This is a genomic window from Sulfitobacter geojensis (genome assembly GCF_000622325.1).
Lineage (GTDB): Bacteria > Pseudomonadota > Alphaproteobacteria > Rhodobacterales > Rhodobacteraceae > Sulfitobacter > Sulfitobacter geojensis.
This window is the reverse complement of record NZ_JASE01000005.1, coordinates 3318166-3335952: the sequence shown is the minus strand read 5'-3', so window position 1 is coordinate 3335952 and position 17787 is coordinate 3318166. Positions and strand designations below refer to the sequence as shown.

Sequence of the window (17787 nt, the reverse complement as noted above, 5' to 3'; positions counted from 1 at the left end):
ACGGCGCACCCCATGTTCGATTACCCTTGCAGGGACTTCACACCGATTTCATCCTCGGCCTGAGCTTTGATGGCCAAAGTGGCGGCATATGCCCCCGCTGCAGTGGTGAAATAGGGGATCTTGTCAAACAGCGCGATGGAACGGATTGATTTGCTGTCTTCAACCGCTTGCGATCCTTCGGTGGTGTTCAGCACCAGATGAATCTGCTCGTCCTTCATCATATCGGTGATGTCGGGGCGTCCCTCGTATACCTTGTTCACTGTCTCGCAAGGAATGTCATGTGAGGCCAACCACGTCGCAGTGCCGCGGGTTGCGACGATGCTAAACCCTTGCGCGATCAGAATATTTGCCGCCGTTAACATGTCGTCGGTTTTGTCCATGTCTTTTATCGACAGGAAGGCACAACCGGTGCGGGGCAGTATCGTACCCGCGCCCATCTGCGCCTTTAGGAAGGCGCGGGGGAAGTCGCGGTCCCAGCCCATGACTTCGCCGGTGGACCGCATCTCAGGGCCAAGCAGCGTGTCGACACCGGGGAAACGGGCAAAGGGCAGCACGGCCTCCTTGACCGAGAACCACGGCATATTGGGGTCGGCCAGCGTCATCGGGTCGCCCAAGGGCAGCGTGTCGGAATAGGCGGATTGTTCGGGGTAGGCTGCGCGCAGCGGGAAGTTGCTGAGGGGCTCACCTGCCATGATGCGTGCGGCGATGCTGGCGATGGCACTGTCGGTCGCTTTTGCCACAAAAGGCACGGTGCGTGAGGCGCGCGGGTTGACTTCGATCAGGTAAACATCGCCGTCTTTGACCGCGAACTGGATGTTCATCAGCCCGACAACATTAAGAGCGAGCGCCAAGGCTTTGGTCTGTTTGGTGACTTCGTCGATGATGTCCTGGGGCAGGGAGTAGGGCGGCAGGGAACAGGCGCTGTCGCCAGAGTGCACGCCGGCCTCTTCGATGTGCTGCATGATGCCTGCGACATGCACGTCCTTGCCATCACACAGGGCGTCCACGTCAAGTTCAACCGCGCCGGACAGGTAGCTGTCGAGCAGGACAGGGCTGTCGCCGGAAACCACAACAGCTTCGCGGATGTAGCGTTCAAGCTGGGCCATGTCGCGCACGATTTCCATGGCACGCCCGCCCAAGACATAAGAGGGCCGGATCACCAGCGGGAAGCCGATATCAGCTGCGATTTCAAGGGCCTGCGCGTCGGTAGAGGCGATGCCGTTATGCGGCTGTTTCAGGCCGAGTTGCTGGACAAGTTGCTGGAAACGCTCGCGATCTTCGGCCAGATCAATCGCGTCAGGCGTGGTGCCGAGGATCGGGATGCCGGCGTCTTGCAAGGCATTGGCAAGCTTGAGAGGGGTTTGACCACCGAACTGAACGATGACGCCATGCAACGTTCCGTTTTCCTGCTCGACGCGCATGATCTCCATGACATGTTCAAAGGTCAGCGGTTCGAAATACAGACGGTCCGAGGTGTCATAGTCGGTCGAGACGGTCTCTGGGTTGCAGTTCACCATGATGGTTTCATAGCCCGCGTCCGTCAGCGCATAGCAAGCGTGACAGCAGCAGTAATCGAATTCGATACCTTGCCCGATGCGGTTGGGGCCACCACCGAGAATGACGACTTTCTTACGGTCGGAAGGACGGGCCTCGCATTCGACGTCGCCCATCATCGGGGCTTCGTAAGTGGAATACATATACGGGGTTTGTGCTTCGAATTCGGCAGCGCAAGTGTCGATGCGTTTGAACACGGCAGTAACGCCGAGCTGGATGCGGGCGGCGCGGACCTGTGTTTCGGTCTGGCCGGTCAGGGTCGCAAGGCGGGCGTCGGTGAAGCCCATCATTTTGAGGTGACGCATGCCAGCCTCATCAGCTGGCAGACCGGCGGTCCGCACAGCTTCTTCGGCGTCGATGATTTCGCGGATGCGGTCAAGGAACCATGGGTCAAACATGGTAGTGCCCTGAATATCATCGTTGGACATGCCGTGGCGCATGGCCTGTGCAATGGTGCGCAGGCGATCCGGCGTTTGTTTTGCGATGGCTTTGGTGATGGCGGCGGTGTTCTGCGGTGCGTCCGACGGCACATCGGCACTGAACCCATCGATGTCGATTTCATCAAAACCGGTCAGGCCGGATTCCATCGAGGCCAGCGCTTTTTGCATCGATTCGTGGATGGTGCGGCCGATCGACATGGCTTCGCCCACGGATTTCATCGCGGTTGTCAGGTAGGGTTCGGAGCCGGGGAATTTTTCAAAGGCGAATTTCGGGATTTTGGTGACCACATAGTCGATGGTCGGCTCAAAGCTGGCGGGCGTGACGCCGGTGATGTCGTTGTCGAGTTCATCGAGTGTGAAGCCCACGGCGAGTTTCGCCGCAATCTTGGCGATCGGGAAACCGGTGGCTTTCGATGCGAGGGCCGAGGAACGCGACACGCGCGGGTTCATTTCAATCACGACCATGCGACCATCGGCTGGGTTCACGGCCCATTGCACGTTGGACCCGCCGGTTTCCACGCCGATCTCGCGCAGGACAGCGATCGAGTGGTTGCGCATGATCTGATATTCTTTGTCGGTCAGGGTGAGCGCAGGGGCTACGGTGATCGAATCGCCCGTGTGCACGCCCATCGGATCGACGTTTTCGATGGCGCAGACGATGATGGCGTTGTCGGCGGTATCGCGCACGACCTCCATCTCGAATTCTTTCCACCCCAGAAGGGATTCGTCGATCAGGATCTGGCCAACCGGAGAGGCATCCATGCCGGAGCGACAGAAGAATTCATAATCCGCGCGGTTATAGGCCACACCGCCGCCGGTGCCGCCCATGGTGAAGGCGGGGCGGATGATGGCTGGCAGACCGATTTCTTCGAGTGATTCCAACGCGATCTGTACGCCTGCGGCGAGGTCTTTCTTGCCGTCGGCGTCTTTCGGGGCAGTGCAGATGGTCGCTTTGGGGTTTTCGATCCCAAGGCGGTCCATTGCGTCGCGGAACAGTTTGCGGTCTTCGGCCATTTCGATGGCTTCACGTTTCGCACCGATCATTTCGACGTTGAATTTGGCAAGCACGCCCATTTCTTCCAGTGCCAGTGATGTGTTCAGGCCGGTCTGGCCGCCCATGGTCGGCAAAAGCGCGTCGGGGCGTTCTTTTTCGATGATCTTGGCGACGATTTCGGGGGTGATGGGTTCGATATAAGTCGCATCCGCGAGCCCCGGATCGGTCATGATTGTCGCGGGATTGGAGTTGACGAGGATGACGCGGTAGCCTTCCTCTTTCAGCGCCTTACAGGCTTGTGCGCCGGAGTAGTCGAACTCGCAGGCCTGTCCGATTACAATAGGCCCTGCACCAATGATCATAATCGATTGGATGTCGGTACGCTTTGGCATCGGAGGCCCCCAAAAATATGCAAATTTATCGCGTTATAGGGAACGGGCGGTTGGGTGCAAGGGGGTTTGGCCCCCTGTTTTGTGTAACAAGGGGTGGCAGCGATTATTATGGGGGTAGGCCCCGTCGATCACAGATCGACAGATTTGATTAATAGGGGCTCTGCCCCGTCGATCACAGATCGACAGAAGAGATAAGAAGGGGCTCTGCCCCATCGATCAAAGATCGATTCCCCGCAGGATTTAAGGCCAAAAAGAGAAGAGGATTGGATCAGGCGTCAAGGAAGGCACGCACGGAGGCCTCGAACGGGCGGGGCTTTTCGGCGTGAAGCCAGTGGCCCGCGTCAGGTATTTTAGCGAAACGGGCGCGGGGGAAAAGAGATTTGATCTTGGGGCGGTGTTGCGCCGTGACATAGTCACTTGCGCCGCCGGACAGAAAGAAGGTCGGGCCATCGAAGGGGCCGGTGATGTCGTCAGGCCAGCCGATGATTTTGTCCATCTCCGCTTCGAGCACGTCGAGGTTCAGCCGCCATGCTTTGTTCGGGACGTCCAGTGATTGGGTGAAAAAGCTTTGCAGTGCAGGTTCAATGCCGGCTGCTGCCAGTTGCGCTTCGGCGTCCGAGCGGCGGGTAAGTGTGGACAGGTCAACGCGGCGCATGGCGTCGATCATGCCTTGTTGTGTATGGCCATAGGCAACGGGGGCGATGTCGGCAACGATCAAGCGGTTGATCAGATCAGGCTGCGTCAGGGCAAGGGCCATCGCGGTTTTGCCACCCATGGAGTGGCCCAGCAGGTCAACAGGGCCGCCGATGTGGTGGATCAGTTCAGCGATGTCTGCAGCCATGTCCGGGTAGCTTTGCGTCTGGGCGCGCGGGCTGGTGCCGTGGTTGCGCATGTCCGGCGTGATGACGTGGCGGGTATCGGACAGGCGTTTGGCGATCACGCCCCAGTTGCGCCCGGAGCCGTAAAGGCCATGTGCAATGATCAGGGGCGGGGCATCGGTGCGGCGCGTGCCGTATTCGGAATAGGTAAGCATGATTGAAGGCCTAGCGCCATTGCGGCGACTGTTCCAGTGGGTTTAAGTGGCACCATGATCGATGCCAAAGATATCGCCCGCAAGGTGGACGCCGTGCAGGAGTTGCTGAGCGTGAAGTTTGGCATCAAACGTGCACCTTTGGAAAAGATGCTGGCGCGGGCGGGGCGGCGTATTCCCAAGCGCATGCAGGCCAGAACCAGAACCCTGATCAAGGCGCAGCATTTGGCGGGGCACCCCAAGCTGGCGCACCAGATAGATGGCGAACAGGTCGCGCAGGCCTATGCGGACGTCACGGCGCATCTGAAAAGCATCGACGTGGCGGACCGGCGCAAGAGCAGGATTCTGGGCTTGGCCGGTGTTGTGGTTTTCAACCTCTTGTTTGTGATCGTGGTTTTCGTCGTCTGGATGTGGTGGCGGGGATACGTTTAGGGTTTAGCCGCCGTATTCTGCATCACTCACCTGTTCCAACCAATCTGCGGCTGATCCGTCCTGTGCCTCTTGCAGTGCGATATGGGTCATTGCGCAATCGGGGGCGGCCCCGTGCCAGTGTTTTTCGCCCGGTGCAAACCAGATCACATCACCGGGATGAATGCGCTGGATCGCTTCGCCGGCTTTCTGTGCAAGGCCTGCGCCTGCGGTGACGATCAGTGTCTGGCCCAGCGGATGGGTGTGCCAGGCAGTGCGTGCGCCGGGTTCAAAGGTCACGGAGAGGGCATTCAGCCGTGCGGGGGCGGGGGTGTTGATCAACGGGTCCATCCGAACAGTGCCGGTGAAATAGTCGGGGTTGGGCGTGGTGGACGGGCGCGATCCGGCGCGGTGAATGATCATGACGGCTCCTGACGGGGTTGTTTTGACCAGAGTACAGGAGGCGGACAGAACGAAAAGGCCTTTCGAGCAAGGCGCGCCGCACAGGAGGCAGGGGAGCGGGGCCATCAGTCTGGGCGGATTGCCCTGTTTCCCCTGTACGTGTTGCGGTAAGGGAGGCGCGATCCCAGAGTAAGAAAGCTGTTACCCATGACCGAGCCGCGCATGAAGATGGTGTTGGTGACACCTGAAATACCTTACAATACCGGTGCCATCGGGCGGACCTGTGTCGCGCTAAACCTTGAGCTGATCCTGATCAAGCCTTACGGGTTTTCGCTGGACGAGAAATCTGTCCGCCGCGCGGGAACGGATTACTGGAAACACGTCACTTTAAGTGAATATGACGATTGGCAGAGTTTTCTCGCCGCGCGCAATCCGCCCCGCGAGGCGCTGTATTTCTTTGAAGAGCACGGCGCGCAAAGCCTGTATGCCCCTGAGTATCGCAAGGACGCCTATCTGGTATTTGGCTGCGAATCCGCCGGTTTGCCGGCGTCGGTGATCGGGGGGCAGGAGGATCGGGTGTTCCATCTGCCAATGCTGGATCGCCGTGTGCGGTCGCTGAATCTTGCCAATGTGGCGACTGCGGTGATTTATCAAGCGATGCGGCCGCAGTTGGGCGGCTGAACGTTGCGCCGGGCCTGCAAATAGAAAAAGGCCCCGCACGGTGACGGCGGGGCCTTTGCAATTGTAAGGGACGGGCGTGATGCCCGATCTTGAGCGTTACAGGTTCGGGTACATCGGGAAGCGGGCGCAGAGCGCTTCGACTTCGGCTTTTACCTTTGCTTCGACTTCGGCGTTACCCTCTTCGCCATTGGCGGCCAGACCGTCGACGACTTCGATGATCCAATCGGCGATTTGACGGAACTCTGCCTCGTCAAAGCCGCGCGTTGTGCCGGCAGGCGAGCCAAGGCGGATGCCGGAAGTGATCGTCGGCTTTTCAGGGTCAAACGGCACGCCGTTTTTGTTGCAGGTGATATGCGCACGGCCCAATGCCTTTTCGGTCGCATTGCCCTTCACGCCTTTGGGGCGCAGGTCGACCAGCACCACATGGGTATCGGTGCCATGTGTGACTGTGTCCAACCCGCCTTTGATCAGCTGGTCCGACAGGGCTTGGGCATTTGCGATCACGCGCTGGATGTAGGTTTTGAACTCGGGGCGCAGGGCCTCGCCGAATGCCACGGCTTTAGCGGCGATGACGTGCATCAACGGGCCGCCCTGAATGCCGGGGAAGATGGCGGAGTTGAACTTTTTCGCCAGCGCCTCGTCGTTGGTCAGGATCATGCCGCCCCGCGGGCCGCGCAGGGTTTTGTGAGTGGTTGTTGTGGCCACATGCGCATGCGGGAAGGGGGAGGGGTGTTCGCCCGCCGCCACCAGACCGGCAAAATGCGCCATGTCCACGTGCAACAGGGCACCAACAGAATCGGCAATCTCGCGCATGCGTTTGAAATCAATCTGGCGCGGGATGGCAGAACCACCGGCGATCAGCAGCTTGGGTTTATGTTCATTGGCCAGTTCCTGCACCTGATCGTAATCTAGCAGGTTGTCCTGTTTGCGCACGCCGTATTGGATGGCGTTGAACCATTTACCGGACTGGTTCGGTTTGGCCCCGTGGGTCAGGTGGCCACCGGCGTCCAGCGACATGCCAAGGATGGTATCGCCGGGCTGGAGAAGCGCCTGAAAAACACCCTGATTTGCTTGCGAACCGGAGTTCGGCTGCACATTTGCAAAGTCACATGCAAAGAGTTTGCACGCCCGTTCGATGGCAAGGTTTTCTGCCACATCGACCCATTCGCACCCGCCGTAATAGCGCCGTCCGGCGTAGCCTTCGGCGTATTTGTTGGTCATCACCGATCCCTGCGCCTCAAGCACAGCGGCAGATACGATGTTTTCCGACGCGATCAATTCGATCTCGTTACGCTGGCGGCCCAGTTCGCCGGTGATCGATGCCTTGAGATCGGGATCGGTGTCAGCAAGCGTTGCGGTGAAGAAATCTTTCATGGTGCAGGTCCTTTTTGCCCAAAAGTTGGGGGTTTCGTATCGGAAACGCGCCGGATCGGAAAGCCGTGAAAGCGTCCTACGTGCGGTTATGTGCGACCAAGCTGGCCCTCTCAGGAATAATGTGTTTGGTTTGAGGGAAATTGCGGCGCATCGGAAACCCAGAACAGGACGGCCCTGACTTTATGAAAATTGCTTTTGCCGCCAGTCGCGCGATTGTCGCCCAAACCGCGCGCGCGGCTTTGATCGGGCGTTATGGTGACGTCCCCCAAGCCGAGGCCGAAGTGATCGTGGCGCTCGGCGGCGACGGTTTCATGCTTCAGACGTTGCATGACACCCAAGGAATGAACGCGCCGATTTACGGGATGAACCGCGGTACCATCGGGTTTCTGATGAACGAATATGCCGAAACTGGGCTGATCGAACGGTTGCAAGCCGCCGAGCGCGAGGTGTTGAACCCGCTGAGCATGACCGCGACCCATGTGGATGGCAGCATATCAAAGGCGTTGGCGATCAATGAGGTGGCATTACTGCGGGCGGGACCGCAGGCTGCCAAGCTGCAGATCACGATCGACGGGCGTTTGCGGATGCAGGAACTGGTTTGCGACGGGGCACTGGTGGCCACCCCTGCGGGGTCCACCGCCTATAACTACTCGGCGCATGGCCCCATTCTGCCCATCGGGTCGGATGTATTGGCCCTGACGGCGATGGCCGCGTTCCGTCCGCGCCGTTGGCGCGGGGCGCTATTGCCCAAAGCGGCGAAGGTGCGGTTTGATGTTCTCGAACAGGAAAAGCGCCCGGTGATGGCCGATGCGGATGGCAACAGCTACCGCGACGTTGTGACCGTCGAAATCGCATCGGATGCCGGTATCGAACATGAAATTCTGTTTGATCCCGGTCACGGCTTGGAAGAGCGGCTGATTTCGGAACAGTTCACCTGATATCAAAGGACCGGGCGCGCCTAATCAAGTGTGAACAATTCCAGCCGTTCGCGCACGCCGCGCAGGCGGTACTGGCCAAGCGATACAAGATCGGGACGGGCCGCGCAGACCTCGGCGGCGACCTGTGAGGAAATCACAATGTTCTGATCCAACGCACCGGACATGCCCAGAATGCGGGCGGTGGCGTTCACTGCGGGGCCGATGACGGTGAAGTCCAGACGGGTTTTGCCGCCGATATTACCGTAAAGAACATCGCCCGCATGCAGCGCGAGGGCGAAGCCGGTGGTATAAAGGCCGGCGGCGGCGCGGCGTTCGTTGGTAGCGGCGAAGACCTCGCGCAGTTCAACAGCAGCTTTCACAGCAACGTGGCGGGCATTCGGTATGTCATTGAGATCAAAGATCGCCAACATGCCGTCGCCCATGAATTTCAATACATTGCCGCCGTTGTTTTCGACAACATCCACAGCTTCGGCAAAGTAATCGTTCAGCAGTTCGATGACAGCATCGCCGGGCAATTGTTCAGAAAGTTTGGTGAACCCTTTCAGATCGAAATACAGGATCACCGCTGAAATCGTGTCCGATGATCCGCGCGAGATGGCACCGGACAGCACTCGGCGGCTGGCGTCACGGCCCATATAAGCGGCGGTGATATCTTCGGCCATCAACCGGTTTGCGCTGCATTTCAAGGTCAGACACATCGGCACGAGCAGGGGGCGCAGCAGATCAAGCTGCGCGTTGGAAAACCCGCCTTTCTGATCCGTGGCCATCGAGATTGTCATGTTTTCTTCGATCGGGCGGGTCGGGTCGGAGATGTGTTCCTGATTGCTGCGCAGAAAGTACCGTTTGGCGGCGTAATACTCCGTCATCCCCTGTGCGCGCAGTTCGTCGAATATCGGAAAATCCAGTTCGGGGGCGGGCACATCAAGGCGCTGGCGCATCTCTGAAATGGGATTGGACATCAGATAAAATAGCGGACTGCGCCGGTATTCTTCCATCAGGTCAGACGCGGGGCTGGTTGAACGACTGTATTGAAACCGCTCGCTTTCGCCATCGCGGCGCCAGCGGAAGGCAACTGCGCCAATTTCTGGATGATGGGCGCGGGTGGACAGGTTGACGCGGGCCAGCGGAATGCCCGCCTCGTTCACCTTGTCGCAGAATTGCGAGAGCCAGAGGTCGGTTGGCGTGTTCTCCAGTCCCTGTTGCACCAGCCATGTCGACAGGTCGGTCAAAGCCGCGGCCATCTCAAAACTGTCGAGGATCGGCGCGGCCATGGCGTATTCCCTTAGTTATGTGTCCTGCGCATAGCCAATTTCTTGCAGTGCAGCTTTAATTTCGTCCAAAATGGCAGGATCGTCAATTGTAGCGGGCAGCTTGAACGGTTGGTTGTCCGCTATCTTGACCATCGTGGCGCGCAGGATCTTGCCGGAGCGCGTCTTGGGCAGGCGGTCCACCACCAATGCGGTTTTGAAGGCCGCAACAGGGCCGATCTGGTCGCGGATGCGTTTCACGCATTCGGCGGTAATTTCGGCGTGGGGGCGGTCGACGCCTTTTGACAGGCACACAAACCCGACGGGCGATTGCCCCTTGAGCGCGTCACTGACACCGACAACCGCACATTCGGCGACATCGGGGTGACCGGCCAGCACTTCTTCCATGGCACCGGTGGACAGGCGGTGACCGGCGACGTTGATCACATCATCGGTGCGCGCCATGATATAAAGGTATCCGTCCTCATCCATCATACCCGCATCGCCGGTTTCATAATACCCGGGAAAGGTGGTGAGGTAGGATTTGATAAAGCGGTCGGTCGCACCCCAGAGTGTTGGCAACGTACCCGGTGGCAAGGGCAGTTTGATCGCAATCGCACCCAGTTCACCGGGTTTTTGCGGATGGCCCGCTTCGTCAAGGATTTGCACGTCATAGCCGGGCATCGGTACCGTGGGCGAGCCGATCTTGACCGGCAGCGCCTCAAGTCCCGCGGGGTTGCCGGCGATGGTATAGCCGGTTTCGGTCTGCCACCAGTGATCGTAAACCGGTTTGCCCAGCTTATCCTGCGCCCATTCAATGGTGTCGGGGTCTGCGCGTTCCCCCGCCAGATAAAGGGCACGCAGACTGGAGAGATCGTATTTCTTGATGAATTCGCCGGTGGGATCTTCGCGTTTCACGGCGCGAATGGCGGTGGGCGCGGTAAAAAAGCTGCGCACCTTGTGTTCTTCGATGATGCGCCAGAAGGTGCCCGCGTCCGGCGTGCCGATGGGCTTGCCTTCGAACACCACGGTGGTGTTGCCGTGGATCAGCGGCGCATAGCAGATATAGCTGTGCCCCACGACCCAACCCACGTCAGATGCGGCCCAGAACACGTCACCCGGATCGACGTTATAGATGTTTTTCATGGTCCAGTTCAGTGCGACCAGATGGCCACCGGTGGGACGCACGACACCTTTGGGCGCACCCGTGGTGCCGGAGGTATAAAGGATATAGGCAGGGAAATTCCCCTCGACCGGAAAACAGGCGGCGGGCAGGCAGTCTTTTTGCGCCTCATACCAATCCAGATCGCGCCCTTCGATCAGGTCGCAGCGGTGTTCGTCGCGTTGCAGGATCAGGCAGAGTTCGGGTTTGTGATCCGCCTGTTCGATCGCACTGTCCAGCAGGGGTTTGTATTCAACCACACGGCCCGGTTCCAAGCCGCAAGAAGCGGCCATGATCGCCTTGGGTTTGCAATCTTCAATGCGTACGGCCAGTTCGTTGGCCGCAAAGCCGCCAAATACGACCGAATGGATCGCACCCAGTCGCGCACAGGCCAGCATCGCCTCAAGCGCTTGAGGGATCATCGGCATGTAGATGATCACGGTATCGCCCTTTTCCACGCCCCGCGCCAACAAGGCACCGGCAAGGTATTCGACACGCTTTTTCAGTTGGGAATACGTGATTTTTTCGCTTTTACCAGTGATTGGGCTGTCGTGGATGATCGCCAGCTGGTCGCCGCGCCCCTGTTCCACGTGGCGGTCAACGGCGTTGTAACAGCCGTTCACCATGCCATCGGCGTACCATTCATAAAGGTTGTCGCCATGGTCCGTCAGCGCCTTGGTCGGGGGGGTGATCCAGTCAATCGCGGATGCCTGATCCATCCAATAAGCTTCTGGATCGTCCTTACAGCGGTCGTAGGTTTCGCGGTATCCCATGGTCTTTTTCCCTCCCGTTTCTCTTTTGTTAGGCAGCGGCAGGCGGAGGGGCAAGCCCGCATGGTCCGCAGCCTAGACCTCGGGAAAGTTAATTTTCACGGTTATCGTTGAAATTGTGCAATAATTTACACAGTTACGCGTAATTGGCCCGCTGGTAACTATTTCATAAGCTGCTAACTGTCATAAACGAGCTGCCCTTTCTGGAGAATCAAACCATGCGCTTGCCCCTTACTTTTGTTCTGGCGGCCTCAACCAGTGTTGCTATGGCGCTGCCTTTGGCTGCGCAGGACCGTTCACTGAACTTTGGCATCGGTATCGGTGCGGTGGGGCAGCGGGCCTATCCCGGTGCGGATGACTATGAAGGGTCGGCGGATCTGAAGTTTACTTTCGGCAATCTGACGTGGGGCAATGTCGATATTGGTGCAGGGATCGGGAATGTACCGGCCAATGGTGTGTCGCTTGGCGGGGCACTGCGGGTCATCGGGTCGCGCAAGGTTGACGATAACCCCGAACTTGCAGGGCTTAGCGATATTGATACTGCCGTTGAGCTGGGGCTTGGTCTGACGTTTCAGCAAACCCACTGGCGCGCTTTTGGCGAAGTGCGTCAAGGCTTTGGCGGACATGACGGCGTGGCCGGAACGCTTGGCGCGGATGTGATTTTCCGCCCCACCGACCGTTGGACAGTGACCGCCGGTCCGCGTCTGAACCTTGGCGACAGCGAATATGCCGGTACCTATTTCGGCGTGACCGGTGCGGAAGCGCTTGGATCGAACTTTAACGCTTTTGACGCCGATGGGGGCGTGTTGGGCGCGGGTGTCGAAATCGGCGCGACCTACCGGATCGACAAGGATTGGTCGGTTGAGGGCTTGCTGAGCTATGAAAAGCTGCTGAATGATGCCGCGGACAGCCCGATCACGCAAATCGGTTCGGAAAACCAGCTGAGCCTGCGTATCGGGCTCAGCCGGGCATTTACCCTTAACTTCTGATCTATCCGTAATGCGCGACGGGGGTGCCAGCGATGGCCCCCACGTTCAGCAACCCGCGCGCGGTAATCGACGGGGAAACAATATGGGCCTTGTTGCCCATCCCCATCAGGATCGGGCCGACTTCCAGTCCGCCGCCCTTCATTTTCAGGATGTTACGCACGCCGGAGGCGGCATCCGCATGGGCAAAGACCAAGACATTCGCGGCACCCTGCATTCGGTTGGCCGGCATAAGGCGTGCGCGCAATTCCGGATCAAGCGCTGTGTCGATGTTCATCTCGCCCTCGTAGCAGAAGTCCGCGTTTTCAGCATCCAGCAACCCGATGGCGGCACGCAGGCGTTTGCCGGAGCCTTCGCCCTGATTGCCGAATTGCGATTGTGAGCAAAATGCAATGCGCGGTTCGATCCCGAAACGGCGGACGTGGCGGGCAGCGCCGCGGGCAATTTCGGCCAGTTGCTCTGGATCGGGGTGCAGATGCACCTGCGTGTCGGCGATGAACAGTGGGCCATCCTCAAGGATCATCATCGACAGCGCGCCATGGGGGCGTAACCCGTCGCGGCCCAACACCTGTTCCACATAATTCAGATGCCAACGAAATTCGCCGAAAGTGCCGCAGATCAGGCTGTCGGCTTCGTTGCGGTGCACCATGACGGCACCAATCGCCGTGGAATTGGTGCGCATCACGGCTTTCGCAATATCGGGACTGGCCCCACGACGACACATAAGTGTATGATATGTTTCCCAATAATCGCGGTAGCGCGGGTCGTTTTCGGGGTTCACGAGTTCAATGTTGTCACCAATACGTAAATTCAGGCCTGCCTGTTCGATGCGGCGCTGGATCACCTCTGGGCGGCCAATGAGGATTGGCATTTCCACGGTTTCCTCGATAATCGCCTGTGCCGCGCGTAGTACGCGTTCGTCTTCGCCTTCGGCAAAGACGATTTTGCGTGGCGAGGAGCGGGCGGCCTCGAAAACGGGACGCATCAGAAGGGCGGATTTGAACACCGAACCGTCGAGCTTCAGGCGATAGGCGTCGAGATCCTCAATCGGGCGGGCCGCTACGCCAGTTTCCATCGCAGCTTTCGCCACCGCCGAAGACACAACGCCGATCAGGCGCGGGTCAAAGGGTTTGGGGATCAGGTATTCCGGCCCGAATGTCATCTCTTCGCCCTGATAGGCTGCAGCCGCTTCGGCGCTTGTCGTGGCGCGGGCCAGTTCGGCGATGCCGTCGATACAAGCCAGCTGCATAGCGTCGTTAATGGTGGTTGCACCGACATCCAGTGCGCCGCGAAAGATAAAGGGAAAGCACAGTACGTTATTGACCTGATTGGGAAAATCAGAACGCCCTGTGGCGATGATCGCGTCCGGTGCAACAGCGCGGGCAAGATCGGGCAGGATTTCCGGTGTGGGGTTGGCGAGGGCAAAGATGATGGGTTGCTTGGTCATCCTTGCGACCATTTCCTGCGACAGGACGCCGGGACCGGAGAGGCCAAGAAACAGATCGGCCCCGTCAATCACTTCATCAAGCGTGCGCAGATCGGTTTTCTGCGCGAACTCGGATTTGATCGGGTTCATGTCGACCTCTCGGCCCTCATGGACCAGCCCGTGAATGTCGCAAAGCCAGACGTTTTCGCGCCGGACACCAAGTTTGAGCAACATGTTCAAACAGGCAATGCCCGCTGCCCCGCCGCCGGTGGAGACGATTTTGATATCTTCGAATTTCTTACCGGCCACGTGGAGGGCATTGGTGACCGCGGCCCCCACAACGATGGCGGTGCCGTGTTGATCGTCGTGGAAAACGGGGATGTTCATCCGCTCGCGGCAAATGCGTTCAACAGTGAAACAATCGGGGGCTTTGATGTCTTCAAGGTTGATCGCGCCAAAGCTGGGTTCAAGGGCGCAGACAATATCGGCCAGCTTTTCAGGGTCGGACTGGTCCACCTCGATATCAAAACAGTCGATGTTGGCGAATTTTTTGAACAGGACGGCCTTGCCCTCCATCACCGGTTTTGACGCCAGCGGGCCGATGTTGCCAAGACCGAGCACGGCCGACCCGTTGGTGACCACGGCCACCAGATTGGCGCGGGAGGTATATAACGCTGCGGTCGCGGGATCATTCTTGATCTCGAGACAGGCTTCGGCGACGCCCGGTGAATAGGCGCGCGCAAGGTCACGGCCGTTCGCCAAAGGCTTGGTCGCACGTATTTCAAGTTTGCCGGGTTTCGGGAAGGCGTGATAGTCCAGCGCGGCCTGGCGCAGATTGGGCGTGTCGGTCATTGAATTAGCCTCCCTTGAAGATTTAGTTTAGCATTAAACTACTTTTTGGCGTCCGCAAGCCCCAGCTGTTTGTCGTGGGCAGGCAGTGGCAGGGGGCGCTGATATTGAGGCAGGGTATTGGGAAAAAGGATGAAGGGGAAGTGAAGGCGTTTTTGCCCCTCGAAACTTGTCCCGCCAAACCCTATAGTTCTGCGACCAAGGGGGCCTTTATGAGCGATGATTTAAGACAGCAGGCGGTTGATGTGCGTACGCGTGCGCATGCGCCCTATTCCAAATTCAAAGTCGGGGCAGCCCTGCGTGCCGCGTCGGGTGCCATTTATGCGGGCTGCAATGTGGAAAACGCGGCCTACCCGCAAGGCACCTGCGCCGAAGCCGGTGCGATTGCGGCCATGGTGGCGGCGGGTGATCTGTCAATTGCCGAGGTCTATGTGGTCGCAGGAAGTGCGGCACCGGTGCCGCCCTGTGGCGGGTGTCGTCAGAAGCTGGCCGAATTCGGGGCTGGCGATGTGCCGGTGATTATGGCCACCGTGGATGGTGTCGAGCAACGCACAACATTGGCCGACCTTTTGCCCGGTGCTTTTGATGCCGGCTTTTTGGAAGGATAAACGATGAACGCGCGGGCCATTCTGGCAAAGCTGCGGCACAAACAGACACCCACGCGGGCAGAGCTTGCCTGGATGGCGCAAGGTTTGGCTGATGGGGCGGTAAGTGATGCGCAGGCCGGTGCTTTCGCCATGGGGGTGTGCCTGAACGGGCTGTCTGATGTGGGGCGCGTGGCGCTGACACTCGCGATGCGCGATTCGGGACGTGTTCTGAAATGGAACCTCGACGGACCGGTGCTGGATAAACATTCAACAGGGGGCGTGGGCGATTGCGTCAGCCTTTTGTTGGCACCTGCGCTGGCGGCCTGCGGAGCCTATGTGCCGATGATTTCGGGGCGTGGTCTGGGCCACACCGGCGGGACGCTGGACAAACTGGAAGCCATACCCGGCGTGACGACGCAACTGACAGAAACCCAGTTGAAGGCCGTCGTGGGGCAAGTGGGCTGCGCCATTGTAGGGGCCACAGCGGATATCGCACCCGCGGACAGGCGGCTGTATGCGGTGCGCGACGTATCGTCGACGGTGGATTCGTTGGACCTGATCACGGCGTCGATCCTGAGTAAAAAGCTGGCGGCGGGGCTGGACGGGCTGGTGCTGGATGTCAAAATCGGCAGCGGCGCGTTTATGAAAACCGTGGCCGAAGGGCAGGCGCTGGCGGAGGCGCTGACGAAAACCGCGAATGCGGCCAAGTGTCGGACCACAGCAGTGATCAGCGATATGAGCCAACCGCTGGTGCCCAGTTTGGGCAACGCGCTGGAGGTGGCCGAGGTGATGCGCATTCTGACGGGATCGGGGCGCGGACCGATTGTCGATGTTGCTGCCGCATTGGGCGGTGTTTTGCTGGCCAACGCAGGGCTTGCGCAAGATGTGCAGGAAGGTGCGGACGCAGTGGTACATGCGATCCGCAAGGGCTATGCCGCCGAGCGGTTCGCGCGGATGCTGTCAGCGCTGGGCGGGCCGGTGAATTTTGTAGAAAACTGGCAGCGCTTTTTGCCCGAAGCCACGGTGATCCGGCAGGTTTCGGCCCCCCATGACGGCTATGTGGCAAAGATCAACGGCGAGGCGTTGGGCTGGGCTGTGGTTGATCTGGGCGGTGGCCGGATGAAGCAGGAAGACCCTGTCAATCCGGCAGTGGGCCTGTCCGATGTGGCACGTCTGGGCACGCAGGTAAAACGCGGACAGGTGTTGGCCGTGGTCCATGCGGTGCGCTCGGATCAGGCAGATCGTGCGGCAGAGGCGGTTCTGGGGGCAATGACCCTGTCCGGTTCGCGCCCCAAGGTGCCAGAGCAGATCATCGAAAGGATCGGCTAATGGCGCGGGCATTTCTGGTGGTGATGGATTCCGTCGGGATCGGCGGCGCGCCGGACGCGGAACAGTTTTTTAACGGGGATGTGCCCGATACAGGTGCGAATACGCTGGGCCACATCATGGCGGCGTGTGCGGCAGGGCAGGCAGAGGACGGGCGCAGCGGACCCTTGATGATCCCCAATCTGGAGCGGCTGGGCATCTCCAACGCAATGGCGCTGGCAGCCGGGGGTGACGTTCCCGCGACAAAGCCGCAAGGCGGGTGGGGCGCAGCCACAGAGGTTTCACGCGGCAAGGATACCCCGTCGGGGCATTGGGAGCTCGCGGGATTGCCCGTGCCATGGGAGTGGCATTATTTTCCTGACGCAAAGCCTGCGTTCCCCGCCGAAGTCAGCGCGTATCTGGCGAAAATGGCAGGTGTGGACGGTATCCTCGGCGATTGCCATGCCTCTGGCACTGCAATCATCTCGGAATTGGGGCAGCGCCACGTCGAGAGCGGCTGGCCGATTTGCTATACTTCGGCAGATTCCGTGTTGCAGATTGCAGCCCATGAAGAGAGCTTCGGTCTGGACCGGTTGTTGGCCCTGTGCGAAGCCGTCGCCCCGATGTTGCACGAGATGAAGGTCGGGCGGGTCATAGCACGACCGTTTGTGGGCACCGACGGGGCGTTCACGCGCACCGGCAACCGGCGCGACTTTGCGATCATGCCGCCCGCACCTGTGCTGATGAACTGGGTGCAAGACGCCGGTCAGCGCGTTTATGGCGTTGGAAAGATTGGTGATATCTTTTCCATGCAGGGGATCGACGAACTTCGCAAAGGGGATGATGCGACGTTGATGGGGCATCTTTCGGATTTGGTTGACGCGGCCGTTGAGGGATCGCTGACATTTGCCAATTTCGTCGAATTCGACAGTTTGTTCGGGCATCGGCGCGATGTCTCGGGGTATGCGCGGCAGCTGGAGTGGTTTGACCGCGAGATCGGCAGGTTGATCGACCGGTTGGTGCCGGGGGATATCATGGTGTTGACGGCTGATCATGGCAATGACCCGACGTGGATCGGTACAGATCATACCCGCGAAAGAGTGCCGGTGCTGGTGGCTGGTATGCCGGCAACGCCGCTGGGGCTGATCGGGTTTCAGGACGTCGCAGCCTTGGTCGCGGATCACCTTGGGGTGGTGCGCAGCTGAACGGAATGATTGGGGCGCTGCCCCAAACCCCGCAGGA

General features: G+C 59.4%; 14 protein-coding genes. 7 read left to right on the top strand and 7 right to left on the bottom strand.

The genetic code is table 11. The features are described 5' to 3' along the window. Nucleotides 1–20 precede the first annotated feature (20 nt). A complete protein-coding gene (gene carB / locus Z947_RS0118235) occupies nt 21–3380 on the bottom strand; it encodes a carbamoyl-phosphate synthase large subunit (protein ID WP_025045719.1) in 3360 nt (1119 codons plus the stop codon). Between the two features lie 268 nt (nt 3381–3648). Further along, on the bottom strand, nt 3649–4413 hold the full coding sequence (locus Z947_RS0118230) for an alpha/beta fold hydrolase (RefSeq protein WP_025045718.1): 765 nt from the start codon (nt 4411–4413) through the stop codon (nt 3649–3651). 54 nt (nt 4414–4467) lie between these two features. Between Z947_RS0118230 and Z947_RS0118225 the strand changes: the two genes are divergently transcribed. Next, the gene (locus tag Z947_RS0118225; RefSeq protein ID WP_025045717.1) at nt 4468–4842 is read left to right on the top strand and encodes a hypothetical protein; all 375 of its coding nucleotides are present in this window, start codon (nt 4468–4470) and stop codon (nt 4840–4842) included. Between the two features lie 3 nt (nt 4843–4845). Here the strand turns inward: Z947_RS0118225 and Z947_RS0118220 are convergent, their stop codons facing one another. Continuing rightward, nucleotides 4846–5241, bottom strand: coding sequence for a (R)-mandelonitrile lyase (locus Z947_RS0118220; protein WP_025045716.1), 396 nt, complete (start codon nt 5239–5241; stop codon nt 4846–4848). Nucleotides 5242–5427: 186 nt separating this feature from the next. Between Z947_RS0118220 and Z947_RS0118215 the strand changes: the two genes are divergently transcribed. Then, nucleotides 5428–5901, top strand: a complete 474-nt coding sequence (locus tag Z947_RS0118215; RefSeq protein ID WP_025045715.1) for a tRNA (cytidine(34)-2'-O)-methyltransferase — start codon at nt 5428–5430, stop codon at nt 5899–5901. 96 nt (nt 5902–5997) lie between these two features. Here the strand turns inward: Z947_RS0118215 and glyA are convergent, their stop codons facing one another. Then, nucleotides 5998–7275 (bottom strand): serine hydroxymethyltransferase, encoded by a 1278-nt coding sequence (glyA, locus tag Z947_RS0118210; RefSeq protein ID WP_025045714.1) that lies wholly within the window; start codon nt 7273–7275, stop codon nt 5998–6000. A 182-nt stretch (nt 7276–7457) separates the two neighbouring features. Here glyA and Z947_RS0118205 point away from each other — a divergent pair, with 182 nt between their 5' ends. Continuing rightward, nucleotides 7458–8213, top strand: coding sequence for an NAD kinase (locus Z947_RS0118205; protein WP_025045713.1), 756 nt, complete (start codon nt 7458–7460; stop codon nt 8211–8213). Nucleotides 8214–8233: 20 nt separating this feature from the next. On the opposite strand, the gene Z947_RS21265 is transcribed toward Z947_RS0118205, so the two are convergent. Together Z947_RS21265 and Z947_RS0118195 are read right to left on the bottom strand one after the other, a co-directional pair. Next, nucleotides 8234–9484 (bottom strand): adenylate/guanylate cyclase domain-containing protein, encoded by a 1251-nt coding sequence (locus tag Z947_RS21265; protein ID WP_240477546.1) that lies wholly within the window; start codon nt 9482–9484, stop codon nt 8234–8236. A 15-nt stretch (nt 9485–9499) separates the two neighbouring features. After that, nucleotides 9500–11395, bottom strand: coding sequence for a propionyl-CoA synthetase (locus Z947_RS0118195; protein WP_025045712.1), 1896 nt, complete (start codon nt 11393–11395; stop codon nt 9500–9502). A gap of 215 nt (nt 11396–11610) precedes the next feature. Here Z947_RS0118195 and Z947_RS0118190 point away from each other — a divergent pair, with 215 nt between their 5' ends. After that, complete coding sequence (locus Z947_RS0118190) at nt 11611–12381, top strand: MipA/OmpV family protein (RefSeq protein ID WP_025045711.1); 771 nt, start codon at nt 11611–11613, stop codon at nt 12379–12381. A 1-nt stretch (nt 12382) separates the two neighbouring features. Here the strand turns inward: Z947_RS0118190 and Z947_RS0118185 are convergent, their stop codons facing one another. Continuing rightward, nucleotides 12383–14656 (bottom strand): NADP-dependent malic enzyme, encoded by a 2274-nt coding sequence (locus Z947_RS0118185; RefSeq protein WP_025045710.1) that lies wholly within the window; start codon nt 14654–14656, stop codon nt 12383–12385. Between the two features lie 209 nt (nt 14657–14865). On the opposite strand from Z947_RS0118185, the gene Z947_RS0118180 reads away from it, so the two are divergent. From Z947_RS0118180 to Z947_RS0118170, 3 genes are read left to right on the top strand one after another with little or no spacing between them, the layout of a single operon-like run. Continuing rightward, a complete protein-coding gene (locus Z947_RS0118180) occupies nt 14866–15261 on the top strand; it encodes a cytidine deaminase (RefSeq protein ID WP_025045709.1) in 396 nt (131 codons plus the stop codon). Nucleotides 15262–15264: 3 nt separating this feature from the next. Further along, nucleotides 15265–16569, top strand: a complete 1305-nt coding sequence (locus Z947_RS0118175; RefSeq protein WP_025045708.1) for a thymidine phosphorylase — start codon at nt 15265–15267, stop codon at nt 16567–16569. Further along, nucleotides 16569–17750 carry a phosphopentomutase gene (locus Z947_RS0118170; RefSeq protein ID WP_025045707.1) on the top strand — a complete coding sequence of 394 codons (1182 nt, stop codon included), beginning with the start codon at nt 16569–16571 and terminating at the stop codon, nt 17748–17750. Before Z947_RS0118175 ends, Z947_RS0118170 begins: the two co-directional genes overlap by 1 nt. Nucleotides 17751–17787: the final 37 nt, after the last annotated feature.